Origin of the sequence: Streptomyces sp. SLBN-118 (assembly GCF_006715635.1) — a bacterium.
Classification (GTDB): Bacteria; Actinomycetota; Actinomycetes; order Streptomycetales; family Streptomycetaceae; genus Streptomyces.
On sequence record NZ_VFNP01000001.1, the window covers coordinates 653816 to 670213 of the forward strand.

The 16398-nt window shown below is 69.6% G+C and carries 16 protein-coding genes; 6 read left to right on the forward strand and 10 right to left on the reverse strand.

The genetic code is table 11. The features are described from left to right. The first annotated feature begins 191 nt into the window (after positions 1–191). Entirely contained in the window at positions 192–1235 is a 1044-nt protein-coding gene (locus FBY35_RS03080) for a ParB/RepB/Spo0J family partition protein (protein WP_142212293.1), read from the forward strand. Between the two features lie 99 nt (positions 1236–1334). Here the strand turns inward: FBY35_RS03080 and FBY35_RS03085 are convergent, their stop codons facing one another. The 7 genes from FBY35_RS03085 to FBY35_RS03115 all read right to left on the reverse strand — a co-directional run bounded on the left by FBY35_RS03085 (position 1335) and on the right by FBY35_RS03115 (position 8988). Then, the gene (locus FBY35_RS03085; RefSeq protein WP_142212294.1) at positions 1335–2057 is read right to left on the reverse strand and encodes a response regulator transcription factor; all 723 of its coding nucleotides are present in this window, start codon (positions 2055–2057) and stop codon (positions 1335–1337) included. A gap of 14 nt (positions 2058–2071) precedes the next feature. Beyond that, positions 2072–2482 carry a GNAT family N-acetyltransferase gene (locus FBY35_RS03090; RefSeq protein WP_142212295.1) on the reverse strand — a complete coding sequence of 137 codons (411 nt, stop codon included), beginning with the start codon at positions 2480–2482 and terminating at the stop codon, positions 2072–2074. Continuing rightward, positions 2479–3756 carry an adenylosuccinate lyase gene (gene purB / locus FBY35_RS03095; protein WP_142212296.1) on the reverse strand — a complete coding sequence of 426 codons (1278 nt, stop codon included), beginning with the start codon at positions 3754–3756 and terminating at the stop codon, positions 2479–2481. Before purB ends, FBY35_RS03090 begins: the two co-directional genes overlap by 4 nt. 69 nt (positions 3757–3825) lie before the next feature. Next, a complete protein-coding gene (locus FBY35_RS03100; protein WP_142212297.1) occupies positions 3826–5343 on the reverse strand; it encodes a glutamine synthetase family protein in 1518 nt (505 codons plus the stop codon). Positions 5344–5346: 3 nt separating this feature from the next. Further along, positions 5347–6732 carry an amidase gene (locus tag FBY35_RS03105; RefSeq protein WP_142212298.1) on the reverse strand — a complete coding sequence of 462 codons (1386 nt, stop codon included), beginning with the start codon at positions 6730–6732 and terminating at the stop codon, positions 5347–5349. 10 nt (positions 6733–6742) lie between these two features. Beyond that, a complete protein-coding gene (locus FBY35_RS03110) occupies positions 6743–8662 on the reverse strand; it encodes a hypothetical protein (RefSeq protein ID WP_142212299.1) in 1920 nt (639 codons plus the stop codon). Then, positions 8659–8988, reverse strand: coding sequence for a 4Fe-4S dicluster-binding protein (locus tag FBY35_RS03115; protein WP_142212300.1), 330 nt, complete (start codon positions 8986–8988; stop codon positions 8659–8661). The genes FBY35_RS03110 and FBY35_RS03115 overlap by 4 nt, the downstream gene beginning before the upstream one ends. A 234-nt stretch (positions 8989–9222) precedes the next feature. On the opposite strand from FBY35_RS03115, the gene FBY35_RS03120 reads away from it, so the two are divergent. Together FBY35_RS03120 and FBY35_RS03125 are read left to right on the forward strand one after the other, a co-directional pair. Beyond that, positions 9223–10008, forward strand: coding sequence for a DUF3050 domain-containing protein (locus FBY35_RS03120; protein WP_142212301.1), 786 nt, complete (start codon positions 9223–9225; stop codon positions 10006–10008). Between the two features lie 252 nt (positions 10009–10260). Further along, the gene (locus tag FBY35_RS03125; RefSeq protein WP_313904639.1) at positions 10261–10896 is read left to right on the forward strand and encodes a sigma-70 family RNA polymerase sigma factor; all 636 of its coding nucleotides are present in this window, start codon (positions 10261–10263) and stop codon (positions 10894–10896) included. A 78-nt stretch (positions 10897–10974) separates the two neighbouring features. On the opposite strand, the gene FBY35_RS03130 is transcribed toward FBY35_RS03125, so the two are convergent. Continuing rightward, entirely contained in the window at positions 10975–12489 is a 1515-nt protein-coding gene (locus FBY35_RS03130) for an FAD-dependent monooxygenase (protein WP_142212302.1), read from the reverse strand. 239 nt (positions 12490–12728) lie between these two features. Between FBY35_RS03130 and FBY35_RS03135 the strand changes: the two genes are divergently transcribed. Genes FBY35_RS03135 through FBY35_RS03145 form a run of 3 tightly spaced genes read left to right on the forward strand, consistent with a single transcriptional unit; the run spans position 12729 to position 14834 of the window. Continuing rightward, positions 12729–13193, forward strand: coding sequence for a VOC family protein (locus FBY35_RS03135; RefSeq protein WP_142212303.1), 465 nt, complete (start codon positions 12729–12731; stop codon positions 13191–13193). 11 nt (positions 13194–13204) lie between these two features. Continuing rightward, a complete protein-coding gene (locus tag FBY35_RS03140; RefSeq protein ID WP_160159212.1) occupies positions 13205–14035 on the forward strand; it encodes an NAD(P)H-binding protein in 831 nt (276 codons plus the stop codon). 34 nt (positions 14036–14069) lie between these two features. Then, on the forward strand, positions 14070–14834 hold the full coding sequence (locus FBY35_RS03145) for a gamma-glutamyl-gamma-aminobutyrate hydrolase family protein (protein WP_260848487.1): 765 nt from the start codon (positions 14070–14072) through the stop codon (positions 14832–14834). 75 nt (positions 14835–14909) lie between these two features. Here FBY35_RS03145 and FBY35_RS03150 read toward each other — a convergent pair whose 3' ends face one another. Together FBY35_RS03150 and FBY35_RS03155 are read right to left on the reverse strand one after the other, a co-directional pair. Next, on the reverse strand, positions 14910–15362 hold the full coding sequence (locus tag FBY35_RS03150; protein WP_142212305.1) for a carboxymuconolactone decarboxylase family protein: 453 nt from the start codon (positions 15360–15362) through the stop codon (positions 14910–14912). 135 nt (positions 15363–15497) lie between these two features. Further along, positions 15498–16382, reverse strand: a complete 885-nt coding sequence (locus tag FBY35_RS03155; protein ID WP_142212306.1) for an alpha/beta fold hydrolase — start codon at positions 16380–16382, stop codon at positions 15498–15500. Positions 16383–16398: the final 16 nt, after the last annotated feature.

Consider the following 16398-nt stretch of genomic DNA (forward strand, 5'->3'; position numbering starts at 1 on the left):
TCGTTCTCGTCAGCCGCGGTTTTCAGTCTCCTGGATGTATGTGCAGGTCATCCCGCATCCCAGGGACGTATCAGGCGTCCGTCAGTGCGACGTCAGCTCGCGCAGGAAGGATCGACTCTGTCAGAAAGTGTCGATAAGGGACCGCCCGAAGAGGCAGCGAAGCAGCCCGATCGCGCCATAGAGGAGTCGCGGTGATCGCCCATCAGCTTGTCCGAGTGCACGAAGGCAGCAGTTCGGACTCCTTGCTCGCCCTGCGGGACAACGCCTTGCACGACGCTCCGGTGCAGCTGGTGCCGCTCGGCGATCTGCTGGTCTCCTACACCCCCCGGGTGGCGGGAGTCGACGGCGAATACGTCCTGGCACTCGCCGAGTTGGAGGCTGAGCTGCCCCCCATCCTCGTGCACCGCTCGACCATGACAGTCATCGACGGGCTGCATCGTCTGCGCGCCGCCGCTCTGAAGGGGCATGAGCACATACGGGTCCGTTTCTTCGACGGAGCCGAGGACGACGCCGCTCTTCTCTCGGTGGCCATGAACGTGGCCCAGGGGCGTCCGCTGTCGATGGCCGACCGGACGGCAGCGGCCGGGCTCATCTTCGCCTCGCGCCCGCACTGGTCGGACCGGGCCGTGGCGGCCGTGGCCGGGCTGTCCGCGAAGAAGGTGTCGGAGATACGGCTGACGGCCGCGGGCACGCTTCACTGCGAGCGCAGGGTCGGCCTGGACGGCCGGGCCCGGCCGCTCAACTCCGCGCACGGGCGTGAGCTCGCCGGCCAGCTGATCAAGGACGACCCCGCGGCCTCCCTGCGGACCATCGCCAAGAAGGCCGGGATCTCCCCTGCCACGGTGGCGGATGTCCGGGACCGGCTGCTGCGCGGTGAGGATCCGGTTCCGCCGAGGCAGCGCGGCATCACGGCGGTGGAGCGCAGGCCGCAGCGGCAGGCGCCGCGGCCGGCGCAGCCGCGGGAGCCGGAGGCGAAGTCGCCCGGCGAACTGTTCATGATCTTCGATTCGCTCCGGCGGGATCCCTCCCTGCGCCTCAACGAGGTGGGACGCAACGTCCTGCGGATGCTGGACGCCTGTTCGCTGGTCGCCAAGGACCGGCAGACGATCATCGCGAACCTGCCTCCGCACTGCAAAGGGCAGATGTCGGAACTGATGAACGGGTACGCCGAACTCTGGCGGCTGTTCGCGGACGAGCTGCAGGGCTGCGAGGAACTGCGGGGACGCACCTGGTGACCTCCCGCGGCTCACCCGAGCTGCCGCACGGACAAGCCCGCCGCCGGAAGCGGAACTCCCGGCGGCGGGCTTCGCGTTGCCATGGGACGCCACTGTGTATCAGCCGCTCCCGATCTTGAAGCCCACTCCCCGCACGGTGGTGATCCAGCCACTGTCGCCGAGCTTGCCGCGCAGGCTGCTGACATGCGTGTCCAGGGTGCGCCGGGACCAGGAATCCCCCCATACCTGCTGCAGGAGCAGCCTGCGGGGAATGACGGTGTCCGGATGGGCGGCGAGAAGGCGCAACAGGTCGAACTCCTTGCGGGTCAGCGCGACGACACGGCCGTCCACGCTGACCTGGCGTGCGGCGGCGTCGATGCAGAGCCGGCCGTGGCGGATCTCGCCCGCGGCCGCCGGCTGCCACTGGGTGCGGCGTACGACAGCCTCGATACGGGCCATGAGTTCACGGAACCCGTAGGGCTTGACCACATAGTCGTCGGCGCCCGCCTGAAGGCTCAGCACACAGTCGAGTTCGGACTCGCGGGCGGTGACGATGATCACCGGGACATGGCTCATCGAACGGATCGCCCGGCACACCTCCAGGCCGTCCAGATCAGGCAGTTCGAGGTCGAGCAGGACCAGATCGGCGTCCTCGTACGCCTTGAGAGCGGCGCCGCCGCGCTTCACGCTGACGGGCTGGTGCCCGTGCCGTCGCAGGCGGTTCACCAGCAGCTCCGCGGTGTCGGCGTCGTTGTCCACGACCAGGATCCGCCGCCCGGCGCGGTCGGGCAGCTGATCGGGCTGATCAGGCGTATGAGGCTCCAGCAGCGCTTTCGACAACATCCCCCCATGCCTCCCTACGGGTTGAGGACCCAGGCGGAGTGGTGCGGGGCGAACCCGATGTGCGGGTAGTACTCGGCGGCGGCCGGTGCCGAGAGGAGCACGATCTTCGCGTCCGGCGCCTCCTGGCGCAGCGCCTCGATCAGGGCGCGGCCGATCCCGGAGCGCTGGTGCGCACGGGCGACCGCGATGTCCGACAGGTAGGTGACATAGCTGAAGTCGGAAACGGCGCGGGCGATGCCGATGAGTTCGCCGTCCACGCGGGCGACCAGCACGAGGTTGGCGCGGCGCACCATGGCCCTGAAGCGCTCGCGGTCCTCGACCGGGCGGCGCTCGCCCAGGCCGGAGGCCCGGTACACCTCCAGGACCTCGTCGATGTCCAGGTCGGTGCCGTCGACACGTTCGGTCTTGACGTTCGTGACAGTCATGAAAGAGCCTCCAGACGGGTGCGGATCACATCGTGGTGGACGAGGAATCGCTCCGGGCCGAGCCCGATCCCCGCGTCGATTCCTTCCTTTGCGAGGGTGTCGCCAAGGTGTTCGCCGGAGACGGCGGTGCGGTTCGAGGCGGCCTGCACCGCCCGGTAGGCCCTCTCCCGCTCCACACCGTCCTGGAGCAGGTCGGCGAGGACCGCCGAGCTGTATACGAGCCCGTCCGTCTGCTCGATGTGCGCCCGCATGCGGTCCTCGAAGACCGTGAGTGACTGGACCAGATCGGCCGCCGCCGTGGCCTGGAAGTGGCCGACGGACAGGCTGTCGGGCAGGATCACCCGCTCGACCGACTGGTGGGCAAGGTCCCGCTCGTGCCACAGCGCCACGTTCTCCAGTGCCGTTGTCGCGTATCCGCGGAGCAGCCGTGCCAGCCCGCACAGACGCTCGCTGGTCGTCGGATTGCGTTTGTGGGGCATGGCGCTGGAGCCCTGGTAGGCGGCGGTGCGCCGTTCCTCCACCTCGCGTACTTCGGTGCGCTGCAACAGCCGTAGTTCCAGGGCGATCTGCTCGACGCAGGCGCCCAGCACCGCGACTGCCTGGACGAGTTGGGCGTGGCGGTCGCGGGCGACGACCTGGCTGGGCGCCGGCTCGATGCCCAGGCCGAGTTCCTCGCAGACATGGCGTTCGACGTACGGGTCGATCAGTGCGTAGGTGCCCACGGAGCCGGAGATGGTGCCCACCGCCACGGCCTCTCGCGCGGCCGCCAGCCGGGCGAGGGAGCGGTCGACGGCGAACGCGAAGCCCGCGAGTTTGTGGCCGAAGGTGGTGGGCTCCGCGTGGACGCCGTGGGTACGGCCCACGATCACGGTGTTCCAGTGCTCCAGCGCCCGCTCCACCAGGACCTTGCGCAGCCGCTGACCGGCGCCGGTCAGCAGATCGGCCGCGCGAGCCAGAGTGTGGCCCAGGGAGGTGTCCACCAGGTCGTAGCTCGTCATCCCGAGGTGGACCCAGCGCGCGGACTCGTCCGGCATGTCCTCGCAATAGGCCGCGAGGAAGGAGAGGACTTCGTGGTCCCGCTCCTTTTCGATCTCGGCCACCCGTGCCGCGAGCGGCACCCGTGCACGGCGCATGTCCCGGACCGCTTCGTCCGGCACCCGTCCGAGGTGCACCTGTGCCTCGGAGGCCAGGATCTCCACCCGGACCCATGTCTCGTAGCGGGACTGGTCCGAGAAGAGGTCCGCCATCTCGGGCAGTGTGTAGCGAGGAATCATGACGGCCTGCATCCCTGGGTCGTGGTGGACTGGCAACGGCGAAGGTTTCCCGCGGAGCTCGCCCGGCGGTCAGTACGTCTCGAAGTACTCGCGCTGCTCCCATTCGGTGACCTCGCCGCCCGCGGGCCGCTCCTGCTCGCACCAGGCCTCGAACCGGGAGGCCTCGCTCTCCTTCAGCTTGACCAGGCACTGGGCGAGCGGCGTACCGAGCAGTTGGGCCGCCCGTCCGCCGCGGAAGGCGTCCAGGGCCTCGCGCAGGGACTGGGGCACGGTCTGGTGGGGGTCCGTGTCCTGGGCGCCGGCTGCCGCCGGCCGGTCGGGGTCGGGCGCCCCGGCGATTCCGGTGAGGCCCGCGAACAGCTGCGCGGCGATGGTGAGGTACGGGTTCGCGCACGGCTCGCCGACCCGGTTCTCGATGTGGGCGGAGGTGCCGGTTCCCACCACGCGCAACATGGCGCTGCGGTCCTCGAAGCTCCAGCCGATGCGGGTGGGAGACAGGGAGAAGTCGGCGCTGAGGCGGCGGTAGCCGTTGACGGTGGGCACGGACAGCAGACAGAAGTCGCGGGCATGGGCGAGCAGCCCTTCGGCGTAGCCCTTTCCGCCCGGCGACATGCCGCCGGAAAAGCCCTCGGCACAGAACAGATTGCGTCCGGTCCGCTCGTCCCGCACGGACTGGTTGAGGTGCCAGCCGCTCGGGTCGAAGCTGTCGATACGGGGCAGCGACATGAACGAGGCGTGGTAACCGCGCCGCGCGGTCCACTGCTTGGTCACGGTCCGGAACAGCACCATCGCATCGGCCGTGTCCAGAGCCGTCATCGGGCTGAAGGTCGTCTCGACCTGGCCCGGTCCCGATTCGTGCTCCATGGACCGCAGCGGGAGGCCGAGCGCGCCCAGGTGCAGGGCGAGCGGGTCTGTGACATGGGCGACGGTGTCGTACATGCTCGCGCCGTTGAACTGGTAACCGGAGTTCATCGGCTCCACCAGCGGCGCCGGTCCTTGTGTGCCGAAGCCGTTGCCGCTGTGTCCCGGCGGGCCGCCGAGGCGGCGGGTGAGGTACCACTCAACCTCCAGGCCCAGGACCGGGGTGAGTTCCCGCTCCGCGTACTCGGAGAGCACGCGGCGCAGCACGTTCCTGGCGGAGAGCGGGTGCGGTGTTCCGTCTCGGAGATACTCGTCGCCCAGGACCCAGGCGGTGCGCGGCTCGCTGCCGGGGAGCAGCTGGAACGTCGTCGGGTCGGGGACGAGGATGAAGTTGCCCGCGCCGGCGATCTCGTCGACGCCGATACCGGGGTCGCCCAGGAAGTCGACGGCGACGGCGTGGCCGGTGTCGAAGAGGAACGGGCCCGGGCTGAAGTTCATGCCGTTGTGCAGGACGGTACGGAAGGTCTGCGCGCTGAGTGTCTTGGAGCGGGCGATCCCGTGCGGGTCGCAGAAGACCAGGCGGACCAGGTCGACCTTGTCGAGGCCAGCTTCGATCTGCTCGGCCGCCTGAGTCTGCTGGTCGTTCCAGAGGCCGAGTTCGGCGGCGAACGAGGGTCGCCCCACGCTGCCTTCTGCGTACAGGGGGGAGAACGAGCGGGAGTACATCGGCTACAGCATCCTTTCGGTGACGCGGGCCGGCGGCGGGGCGAGTGTGCCGAGCTCCGACTCGATGCGTCGGGCGGTGGACAGGACCAGGTCGTCCGCCCCCACGGGCCCGACCAGTTGAAGTCCCACGGGCAGTCCGGACCGGGTGAGTCCCGCCGGCATCGACAGAGCGGGCTGACCGGTCATGTTGAACGGGTAGGAGGCGGGGGCCCAGGCCAGCCAGAGCAGATCGCCCGGATCGGCCGCCCAGGCGGGGCCGATGGCCTCGGCCTCGAACGGCTCGATGGGGACGGTGGCCATGGCCAGCATGTCGAAGCGGTCCATCACCGAACGCAGGGTGGTGCGCAGCGAGTGCCGCACCTCCTCGGCCCGCATCACCGTCGCGCCGCTGACGGTGCGTCCGTGCCGTACGACCGCGAGCCGGCCTAAGTCGATCCACTCCTCGTCCTCGGGTGCGGTGGTGGCGGCCTCCGTCGCGGCGACGATGTCGACGAGGGCCGGATAGATGTCGCGGCAGCGCACCTCGACCCGCTCGAGTTGGTGGCCTTGTGCGGCGAGAACGCTCCACGCGCGTTCGCTGACGGCGCGGACCTCCTCGGAGGTTCCCGCGTACTCGATCCAGCCAACCCTCAGTCTCCTTGCCTCCCGGGGCGCGTCCAGCGAACCCAGACCCGAGTCCGGGTCGCTGCGGTCGGGACCCGCGAGCACCGCCGCGAGCTCCGCGACGTCCGGCACATTCATCGCGATCGGCCCCAGATGGGCGAGCCGCTCCGCGCCGGAGGGAACATAGGGGACGCGGCCGAACGAAGGCTTGTATCCCACAACGCCGCAGAATGCGGCTGGAATCCGGATCGAGCCCGCGCCGTCGGTGCCCAGAGACGCCGAGCACAGCCCTGCCGCGAGCGCGGCCGCGGCTCCTCCGCTGGACCCTCCGGCGGTGCGCGTGAGGTTCCAGGGGTTGCGGGTGGGAGGAGCCACCCGGCACACGGTGCTCGCACTCCAGCCGTACTCCGAGGTGGTCGTCTTACCCACCACGATGGCGCCCGCAGCCCGCAGCCGGGCGACCGCGGGCGCATCGGTGTCCGGGCGCGGATTGTCCAGCAGGGACCCCCGGGTGGTGGGCAGGCCTTCCGTCTGGATGAGGTCCTTGACCGAGACGGTCACCCCCAGCAGGGGCATCTCCTGCCAGGCGGCCGGGCCGAGTTCACGGATGCGCGCATCGGCCCGCTCCGCCGCCACAAGTGCTTCGTCTCCCGCCACCGCGACAAAGGCTCCCACGTCGCCGTCCCTGTCGCGGATGTCGCTCAGGACCGACTGGACGTGCTCGGCGACGGAGGTCTCCCCCTGCTGGAGCATCTGTCGTGTCCGGCTGATGCCGGGTGCGCTCATCGGGCTCTCCTCACGGTGCGGCGGCCTCGGGACCCGCGATGGTCGCCCCGTGCCAGACGGAGTCGAACGAGGTGACCTCGATGCCCTCGCCCTCGGCGACCAGGCGGGCCGCGCTGCTCGTCGCCCGGGCGACGAAGGCCGAGGTGCGGTGGGCCGCGAGCAGGTCCTGTTCGTGGAACGGTGTGCCCTCGCAGCGCAGCAGCCGCAGGTCCATGAATCCGTTGAAGGGCCGGTCCAGGATGTCGACGGCCTGCGGGCTGCGGACGCTGAAGCGGACCCGGTTGGCGACGTGACCGTGATGGTGCTGGTCGGAGTAGAAGGCGATGTCCGGGATCGTGGGCGGTACGAAGTGGTCGCGGGCGGTCACTTCGGGGACCTTGGGGAGGTTCCCGGCGATGAAGTGCCAGGAGTTGTACTGCATACGGGACGACATCGCCCAGGCTGTGTCCGCGAGTTGGGCTGTGGAGCCGGCGAAGTACCTGCGAGCTTCGGGCAGCGGCACGACACAGCAGAAGAAGTCGGTGATGCCCCACTGGGTGATCTCGGCCCAGTCCTGTGCACGCAGGGCCTGGATCAGCAGGGGCAGCGAGCGGATGCCCCGGCTCATGGCGAAGTCGGCCTCGAAGGCATGGGCCGATGCGGAGACGGCCTCGTACACCAGGGACTCGAGTCCGGTGCCGAAGCCGCCGTACGGCCGCGCGAGCCAGCCCGGCGAGTCCTGAACCTCAGCGCCGAGTTCTTCCAACGTGCAGCCGGTGAGCGGAAGTTGCTCGCGCAGGCTGGCACAGAGCGCTTCCTCGCGCCGCCGCGCTTCGTCGCCGTACGGCGCGGCGACTCGCTCGATCTTGTGCATCAGGGCGCCGTGGATCTCCCGGTAGAGCTGGACGCTCGTGGCGACCTGCCGGCGCTTGTCACCCAGCGCTGCAGCAAGGGCGTCGAGATCCTCGACCCGCGCCGAAGGCGCAGGAGGAACCGTCTGCCCGTCGACGGCGCTGTTGTAGTTGCGTCGTGTCCGCTCCAGCAGCAAGGCGATGTGATCGAGGCTCAGCTGTGTCCCGTTGGCCTCCTCGATACGCCCGAAACCGGCCGAGCGTACGAGCAGGGTGAGGCAGACGACCATCACCGCGTCGTTGTCCGACCACAGCCGGAGCGGCATGCCCTGAAGACTGCTCAGCGAGCAGTCCGGATGCCCGGGCCACAGGGTCTTGCCCGTAACAGTGTTGCGGTCGCGGAAGTTCGTGTACTGCTTGTCCTCCTGGTAGAGGACGAACGGTGCGGTGCGCAGAGCAGCTTCCTTGAGCTGCTCCAGAAGCCGGCTCCGGCCTTCCGGCCCGGCCGAGTTCAGCCAGGCGCGGCAGTCGGCGGCCGCCTCGGCGAGCCGGGCCTCGGCACGCTCCAGCTCGCTCTGGTAGTCCAGCAGGTCCTGTCCCGACCACGGCACACGCATGCTGCCGCCGACCAGGCGTTCCCTGCTCGCCAGCGGGCCCTGGGAGGGGACGCGGACGACGATCCGGCCACCGGTGGTCAGCCCGAGCTCGCCCAGGAACGCCGGCTCCTCACCGGTGCCCTCGCAGGGGCGGTCGTGCTGCTCACCGGTGCGCCAGGACCGGCCGCACAGCACCTTGAGCGCCGCCTCGTCCGGGGTGCGCAGCGCGCGCAGTTGGATGTCGGCGGGGACATGGCCACCGAGGGTCAGGAGCGTATCCACCGCGGTGCGCAGATCCGGAGCCGACGTCGCCTGCTGCCAGGCACGCTTGAGCAGACCGGCAAACCCCGCGTCGTCCTCGGACACGCGGTCCGGCTTGGGAGTGGCTCCCGCGGGCACGCCGAGACGGCTGGGCCGGCGGCTCTGGCGCTTCTTGGCAAGCAGCGCACGGCGCGACGGGCCGCCGCCCGCGGAGGCGGGGCTGTGCTCGGCGGGGGCGGTCATGCCGCACCGTCGGCGGTCAGCTCGATGTGGTTCCACATGTCGTCGTCGGTGGGGGTCCAGTCCTCGTCGACATAGATGCAGTCGACGGGGCATTCCAGCACGCACACCGGGCAGCCCGAGCACAGTTCGGGAATGATGACGACATCGAGACCGCGGTCGAATATGGCGCCGAACTCGGACGGGCAGCTACGAAGGCACGTGTCGCACGTGATGCATTCCGACGTCTCGATACGGCGTGGTGGTTTCTTCCAGGATTCGCCGCGGGAGCGGGCGGAAATCCGCTCGTCCCGCCCGGGCCGTGCAGCCGGCGAAGCGTTCTCACTCACGGGAATTCACCCTTCTAAAACCAGGTGCTTCGATAGTGGCCGAATCTTCTCGACGGCCCCCCGAGTGGCCCTCGCGGCCCGCTGGAGCCCGGCGCAATGGCGGTCGGTCCGGACTGTTCAACCGCGGAAACAGCACAGTTGAACACCAAGTCTCTTTACTGTTGCGGCCATCGGTGAAAGCCATCCATAGTCTCCGCTGAAGGAGAAACATTCCTTAAACGGAGGAGGCTTTCAGTGTCACGTTACGACTGGGGCAAAGAGAATCCGGAGATCGCCAGGCTGCGTAAGGTGATTGACGACGCACGCCTGGACGTCATCAAGCACCCGATTTACACCCGGCTGAAGACGCTCCAGGACGTCAACACCTTCAACGAGACCCACGTATTCGCGGTCTGGGACTTCATGTCCCTGCTGAAGAACCTTCAGCGGAACCTGACCTGTGTCCAGGTGCCGTGGGTGCCGCAGGGCTCGTCGGAGAGCCGGCGCCTGATCAACGACATCGTTCTGGTCGAGGAGAGCGACGAGCTCGGCGACGGGTTCATCAGCCACTTCGAGCTCTACGTCAACGGCATGGAGGAGGCCGGGGCCGATGTGAAGCCGATCCATGACTTCCTGGACCGGATCCGGCGCGGCGAAGGTGTGCGCGAGGCGCTGGTGAACGCTCCGGTGCCGCCGGCGGCCGCCGCGTTCGTCGCCACCACCTGGGACTTCATCGAGAACGCGGCACTGCACTGCCAGGCGGCGGCGTTCGCGTTCGGCCGCGAGGACCTCATCCCCGAGATGTTCGACCAGGTCATCAAGATCGACGACCAGGGCGGTCGGCTGGCCACCTTCCGCGAGTACCTCGCGCGCCACATCGAGGTGGACGGCGAGCAGCACACCCCGATGGCCATGGCGATGGTGGCCGACCTGTGCGGCGACGACCAGGCCAAGTGGGACGAGTGCGCCGACACCGTCGTGGCGGCGCTGAAGGCCCGAGTGGCGCTGTGGGACGGAATCCTGACGGAACTCGACTCCTGATCCAAGCCCGCTCGAGATTCGGTACAGGGGCACTCCACCGGACAGCATTCCGGTGGCGTGCCGGGCATTCTACGAAGGCGCCCGCAGCAATGCGGGCGCCGTGCAGCCGATGGGTCATGGATCAGAGCCGACCGGGTTTTCCGGCCACGCAGAAAAAACCCGCCGCACGCCAGCACTAACAATTCCGGCCACCTCCGAGGAGAGAAAACCGGCCGAGCGCCGACCGGAACACTGAACGCCGAGGTGTCTATCGTGAAGTCGACCGTGTACGAGGGCGAATGGCTGGCTGCGCGGTTCGAGGAGAACCGGCCGCGGCTGCGGGCCATGGCCTACCGGATGCTCGGTTCACTCAGCGAGGCCGAAGACGCGGTCCAAGAGGCTTGGCTGCGCCTCCACCGCTGTGGCCCGGGCAGCGTCGAGAACCTGAGCGGCTGGCTCACCACGGTCGTCGGCCGGGTGTGCCTGGACATGCTGCGCTCACTCGCGGCCCGGCGCGAGGACCCCCTCGAAGAGCTCGCGTGCGAGCCGCTCGTCAGCCTGGTGAAGGGTGCCGACCCCGAGCGGGAAGCGCTGCTGGCCGACTCGATCGGGCTTGCGCTGCTGGTGGTTCTGGACACCCTGGACCCCGCCGAGCGGCTCGCGTTCGTCCTGCACGACATGTTCGCCCTGCCCTTCGAGGCCATCGCTCCCATCGTCGACCGCACCCCGTCGGCTGCGCGCCAGCTCGCCAGCCGCGCGCGGCGCCGGGTCTCGGGCACGGCGCCCGTACGCGACCTGCCGCGCCAGCACCGGGCCGCCGGCGCGTTTCTCGCCGCCGCGCGCGGCGGCGAGTTCGACGCGCTGCTCACCGTCCTGGCCCCCGACACAGCAGTGCCACAGCTGCGGTAGGGCGACGCACAAACACCGAGGCCGCGAACCTTGTTCGCGGCCTCGGCTCTTCTCTTTCCGGGGAGGACATCCCCCGGCTCAGGACGCGGCGGTCACGGCCTCCGGATCCCGGGACTGGGCACCGGCACCCGCGGCTCCGAACCACCGCCGCAGAGCCTCCTCGAGATCACCGCCCTCCGGCGCAACCCAGATGACATGGCCGTCCGGGCGGACCAGCACCGACTCCACTGCGGGCTGCCCGGGCGCCCCTTCGACCGGGACCCAGGTGGCCGCGACCGCGTCGACCCGGTCCGACCACGGGGCGGCGAGCTTGCCCGCCTCGCCGGCCGGGCCGGCGTCGATGAGCACGCCCCGGCCACGGTGCAGCAGCTCAACGGCCTTGGTGCGGGTGCCGTCGGCGAGTCGCAGCTCACGGTCGGGCCGCAGGCGCCTGCCGAGCAGCGGGTGCCCCGACGCGCCGACGTCGTAACGGACTTCGAGCCCGCTGACCATTCCGGCCAGGGCGTTCGCCGCCTCAGGGATCTGCGCGAGCTCGCGCATGACGCTGCGCAGCGGCTCCATCTCGTCGCCGGTCAGGTAGAGCTGCGACTGGGCGAGTGTGCTGCGCAGGAGGCGCTGCCCCACCGGGTGCCGCTCGGTGTGGTACGTGTCGAGCAGGCCGTCGGGGGCCCAGCCGTTCACCGTGGCGGCGAGCTTCCAGCCGAGGTTCACGGCGTCCTGGACGCCGACACTCAGGCCCTGCGCACCGGCCGGGACATGGATGTGAGTCGAGTCTCCGGACAGTAGCACCCGGCCGCGCCGGTACTCGCAGGCCTGGCGGGTGGTGTTGGTGAAGGCGCTCACCCAGCGCACGTCGGCATGGTGGACGGACTGGCCGGTCAGCTGCTCCCAGGAGTCGGCGACCTCGGTGAATGTCACCTGACCGTTCTCGCGCGGTGGCTGGCCGTCCGGGTGGATGATGATCCGGTCCACACCCTCCTCCAGCCGGATCGCCATCACCATGCCGCCCGGCACCCGTTCACCGACCGGCCGCGGGCGGATGTCGCAGCCGGCGATGTCCGCCACGTACATGCCCCGGGTGGCGGGGATGCCCGGGAAGTCGATGCCTGCCAGCCGGCGCACGGTGCTGCGGCCCCCGTCGCATCCGACGAGATACTGGGCCGTCATCTCGCTTCGGCCCTGAGGCCCCTCGGTCACGACCACGATGCCGTCGTCGCTCTCGCGGAAGTCGACGACCTCGTAGCCGCGCTGCATCGATGCGCCCAGGCCGGTCACCCAGGCTTCGAGCATCGCCTCGATGCGGTACTGCGGGACACCGCGTATGCCGAAGTGGATGTCGTCGAGCTTGTCGAAGTCGACGCGCACGCCACCGAAATGTCCTTGGTTGCCGATTTCGATCTCGCCCAGGCCCTCCAGCAGCCCGCGCTGGTCGAAGACTTCGTACGCGCGCCGCGTGAAGCCGACTCCGCGCGATTCCCCACTGGGGGCGGCTCGCTGCTCGCAGACGACGACATCCACTCCCCAGAGCTTTAGCTCACCGGCAAGCATCAGTCCGACTGGTCCGGCACCGGCGATGATGACACCAGTTCCCATTTCTTTGTCCTCCCGGCTGAGATACATAACTCCAAGAGTGGCCGTCATCGGATTGTGGAGCAACCAGCCGAATGACCAAGGGTGTTCAAGTGCTTCTTTTCCGCACTTGAACACAACGAGTCGCGGTTACGGTCATGTTCGGGAATTGCACTGCCTGTACGCGTTCCCGACGGCGACACCCTGCCGGAATACTTCTGACACAGCCGACCGGTACATCAGCCTGAAAAGGAGCAGCCACGATGTCTGCCGTTCCCCCGCAGAAGCTCACCACGTTCTGGGCGTTCGAGAAGGACGCCGAGGAGGCCGTGACGTTCTACACGTCGGTGTTCGAGGACTCCAAGGTGCTCCACACCATTCGCGCGCGCGCCGATGAGCCCGGCTGGACCGAGGGGACCCTGCAGCACGCCATCTTCTCGCTCGGCGGCCAGCAGTTCATGTGCATCAACATTCCGCCGGCCGGAGCCCGCGGTCACGATCACGCTCCATGGGACACGTACCGCTTCTCCGGCGCGACGGCGACCTACGTCCAGTGCTCCAGCGACAGCGAGTTCGACCGGCTCTTCTCCGCACTCTCCGAGAAGGGCGAGGTCGTCATGCCGGTCGGCTCCTACGGGTTCAGCGCCAAGTTCGCGCTGGTCGAGGACCGGTTCGGGATGTCGTGGCGCCTCAACCTGTCCGCCCCCGCATCAGCCGGCCGGCCGTAGTCATGATCCTGGTGACCGGAGCAACCGGCCACGTGGGGCGGCACATCGTGAGCGGGTTGCTCGAGGCGGGCGGGAAGGTACGGGCCCTGAGCCGCAATCCCGGCAGCCGCCCCTGGCCGGCCGGGGTGGAGGTCGTTCCCCGCGACCTCAAGCAGCCGGGGACCCTGGCGGCCGCGCTCGGCGGCGTCGAGAGCATGTACCTCTTCCCTGTGTTCGGCGCGGTCCCCGAAGCGGTCGAAGCCGCGCGGCGGGCGGGGGTCAAGCATGTGGTGATGCTGTCCTCGCAGGCCATTGAGTACTCGGAAGGAGAACCGCACCAGGCGTGCGAGGAAGCGGTGAGCGCCTCCGGGATGTCCTGGACGTTCGTTCGCACCGGCGCCCTCATGGTCAACGACCTCCACTGGGCAGGGCAGTTCGCCGGTGAAGGAGTGGTGCGCGGCGCGTACGGAATGTCGCCCCTGGCCCCCATCGACGAACGCGACATCGCCGCGGTGGTGGTGAGGTCCCTGCTCGACCCCCGGTCCGGCACGGTGCACACGGTCACCGGCCCGCAGTCACTGACCCAGGTCGAGCGGGTAGGGATCGCGAGCCGGGTCCTCGGCCGTACGGCCCGGTTCGAGGAACTGCCCCGCGAACACGTACGGCAGCAGATGACCGCCCATTTGCCGCCCGCCCTGGTGGACGAACTGCTCGACCACCGGGCCTCGCTGGTGGGCACCACCGCCGAGGTGCTGCCCACGGTCGAGCGGGTCACGGGGCGCGCGCCCTACACGTACGCCGAATGGCTCGCCTACCACGAGGCGGACTTCCGCCCCGCAGGACAGGCCGCCGACGGGCACTGACCCTCATTTCCCCGAGCACTGTGAGGCGTTGACTGTGGATTCATTTGTGTACGAGGGCACGGGCGCCCCCGACGGCGCCCGCCGGCCCGTGATCGGCATCAGTGCCGCCACGACATCGATCAAGGTCGCGATCTTCGACATGGAGGCGACGTTCACCCCGCAGCAGTTCATCGACCGGGTGGCCGCCGCGGGCTGTGTGCCCGTACTGCTGCCTCCGCTGCCCGGAGTGGAGGCGGCCGTCCAGGGTCTCGACGGTCTGCTGCTGCTGGCGGGCCCGGACGTGGACCCGGCCTCCTACTCGGCGCCGCGACACGAGAAGACCGCGCCCATCGACCCGCGGCGGGATGCCGCCGAGCTGGCGCTGCTCGATGCGGCGCTCGCTTCGGGGGTGCCGTTCCTCGGGATCTGCCGTGGTCTGCAACTGCTCAATGTGCTGCGCGGCGGCACCCTGCACCAGCATCTGCCCGACATCGTGGGACACACCGGCCACTCCCCCGGGCTGCGTGACTTCGGGCAGCAGCCCGTGCGCCTGGAGCCGGGCAGCCGCCTCGCCAAGATCCTTGACGCCGAGCGGGCCACGGTGCCGTGCCACCACCATCAGGTGATCGACCGGCTCGGCGAGGGGCTCACCGTCACCGCCCGGTCGGAAAACGACGACACGATCGAGGCCGTGGAAATCGCCGACCATCCCTTCGCCGTGGCCGTGCAGTGGCACGCCGAGGAGAGCGACGACGACGGCCCCTTCCTGGCACTGGCCGAGGCGGCCGGGCACGCCGCGCGTGCCCGCGACAACCGTTAGGCCTGCGCGGATGGGACACAACGAAGCGGCCCGGACACCACCCTGGAGGGGCTGTCCGGGCCGCTTCGGTGCTGCTCAGCCCCAGGCCCCGGCCACCTGCTTGGTGGTGGCGTTGAGGCGGTTGAAGAAGTTGGTCACCGCGACCATGAGGATCAGGGCCGCGAGCCCCTTCTCGTCGTAGTGGTCGGCGGCCTCGTCCCAGATGTCGTCCGGCACCGGGTCGGTGCGGTCGGCCAGCCGGGTGGCGGCCTCGGCGAGGGCAAGGGCGGCCCGCTCGGCGTCGGTGAAGAGGGGCGACTCGCGCCAGGCCGCCACCGCGAAGAGCCGCTCGTCGCTCTCGCCGGCCTTCTTGGCGCTCTTGGCCCCCGAATCGACGCACGCACTGCAGCCGTTGATCTGGCTCGCGCGCAGATGCACCAGCTCCAGCGTCTTCGGCTCCACCCCGCCCGCGTAGACGGACTTGTACAGCGCCTGGATGGGCTGCATCGCATCGAGGACCATCGCCGGGTTCTTCATCCGTGCTTCCATGAATCTCTCCTCCAGAGGTCTTGCACGTGGGTCACTGGTATGACGGATCGCGGCCCTCGAATGTGACAGGAGGATGCGCGTGAATCGGCCAACCCCTGGAGACTGCGATGGCCGAAACCGCTCGGGCCCGCCCCGTCAGGCCACGTCCCAGGAGCCGGCCAGCCGCTCGGCCACGGTCTTGGCGTGTGTGCCCAGGAGAATCGTGTAGTGGTTCGAGCGTTCGACCAGCTCTGCTGTCAGCTGCGGCACCCGCTCGACCCAGTGCTCGACCACGGCAGCCGGGAGCATCGGGGGCTCCTGCCCGAGAAGGCCCAGGGGTGAGTGCACCAGCAGGGCCGGTACGGCAAGTCGCCCGAGGTCCGCGCCACAGCGGCCGGTGGAGCCGAGCAGATCGCGCCCGTCCTGCCGCACGGCGTCCTCCCTGGCCTTGGAACAGCGCGCGCCCTGAGGTCCGGTGAGGTCGTAGCGTACGTATGCCTCGATGTCCGCGCTCCAGTCGGCACCGAGCGCCGGATGCATGCGGAAGAAGTCGACATACGCCTCGTCGTCCGCGTACATGCGGCGCAGGCGCTCCATGGCCGGGCCGAGCGTGAGGTCGAGCAACCCGTCCAGATCGGCGTCCTCGGGCACAGGCAGCGGCAGACCGCCGTCGACGAGCAGCAGCCGGTCGAAGAGCTCGGGCCTGCGGGCGGCGGCGCGCAGGGCGATGTACGCGCCCATCGAGTGGCCCGTCAGCGCGACCGGCCCGCCGTTCCCCAACTCCTCGGCGGCGAGGCAGAGGTCGGCAGCGTGCCGGTCGATGCCGTACGGGCCCGGAGTGCCGGAGCTGCCGCCGCGGCCGCGCAGGTCCAGGGCGAACAGGCTCCACTCGGCGGGCAGTTGCCCGGCCACGGCCCGGAACGACATTCCGGAGGCACTGATGCCGTGCGCGGCAATGGCGATGCGCGGCCCGCTGCCGAAGCGCAGCACCCGCAAGGTGCCGTCCTCGACGGGCAGATCTGTCACGGTCGGCTCGGTCATCTCTTCTCCCTGTCGT

What these genes read in the sequence shown, in the direction of transcription:
- FBY35_RS03085 (WP_142212294.1), bottom strand. Translation starts at nt 2,057, where the DNA reads ATGTTGTCGAAAGCGCTGCTGGAGCCTCATACGCCTGATCAGCCCGAT.
- FBY35_RS03090 (WP_142212295.1), bottom strand. Translation starts at nt 2,482, where the DNA reads ATGACTGTCACGAACGTCAAGACCGAACGTGTCGACGGCACCGACCTG.
- purB (WP_142212296.1), bottom strand. Translation starts at nt 3,756, where the DNA reads ATGATTCCTCGCTACACACTGCCCGAGATGGCGGACCTCTTCTCGGAC.
- FBY35_RS03100 (WP_142212297.1), bottom strand. Translation starts at nt 5,343, where the DNA reads ATGTACTCCCGCTCGTTCTCCCCCCTGTACGCAGAAGGCAGCGTGGGG.
- FBY35_RS03105 (WP_142212298.1), bottom strand. Translation starts at nt 6,732, where the DNA reads ATGAGCGCACCCGGCATCAGCCGGACACGACAGATGCTCCAGCAGGGG.
- FBY35_RS03110 (WP_142212299.1), bottom strand. Translation starts at nt 8,662, where the DNA reads ATGACCGCCCCCGCCGAGCACAGCCCCGCCTCCGCGGGCGGCGGCCCG.
- FBY35_RS03130 (WP_142212302.1), bottom strand. Translation starts at nt 12,489, where the DNA reads ATGGGAACTGGTGTCATCATCGCCGGTGCCGGACCAGTCGGACTGATG.
- FBY35_RS03135 (WP_142212303.1), top strand. Translation starts at nt 12,729, where the DNA reads ATGTCTGCCGTTCCCCCGCAGAAGCTCACCACGTTCTGGGCGTTCGAG.
- FBY35_RS03150 (WP_142212305.1), bottom strand. Translation starts at nt 15,362, where the DNA reads ATGGAAGCACGGATGAAGAACCCGGCGATGGTCCTCGATGCGATGCAG.
- FBY35_RS03155 (WP_142212306.1), bottom strand. Translation starts at nt 16,382, where the DNA reads ATGACCGAGCCGACCGTGACAGATCTGCCCGTCGAGGACGGCACCTTG.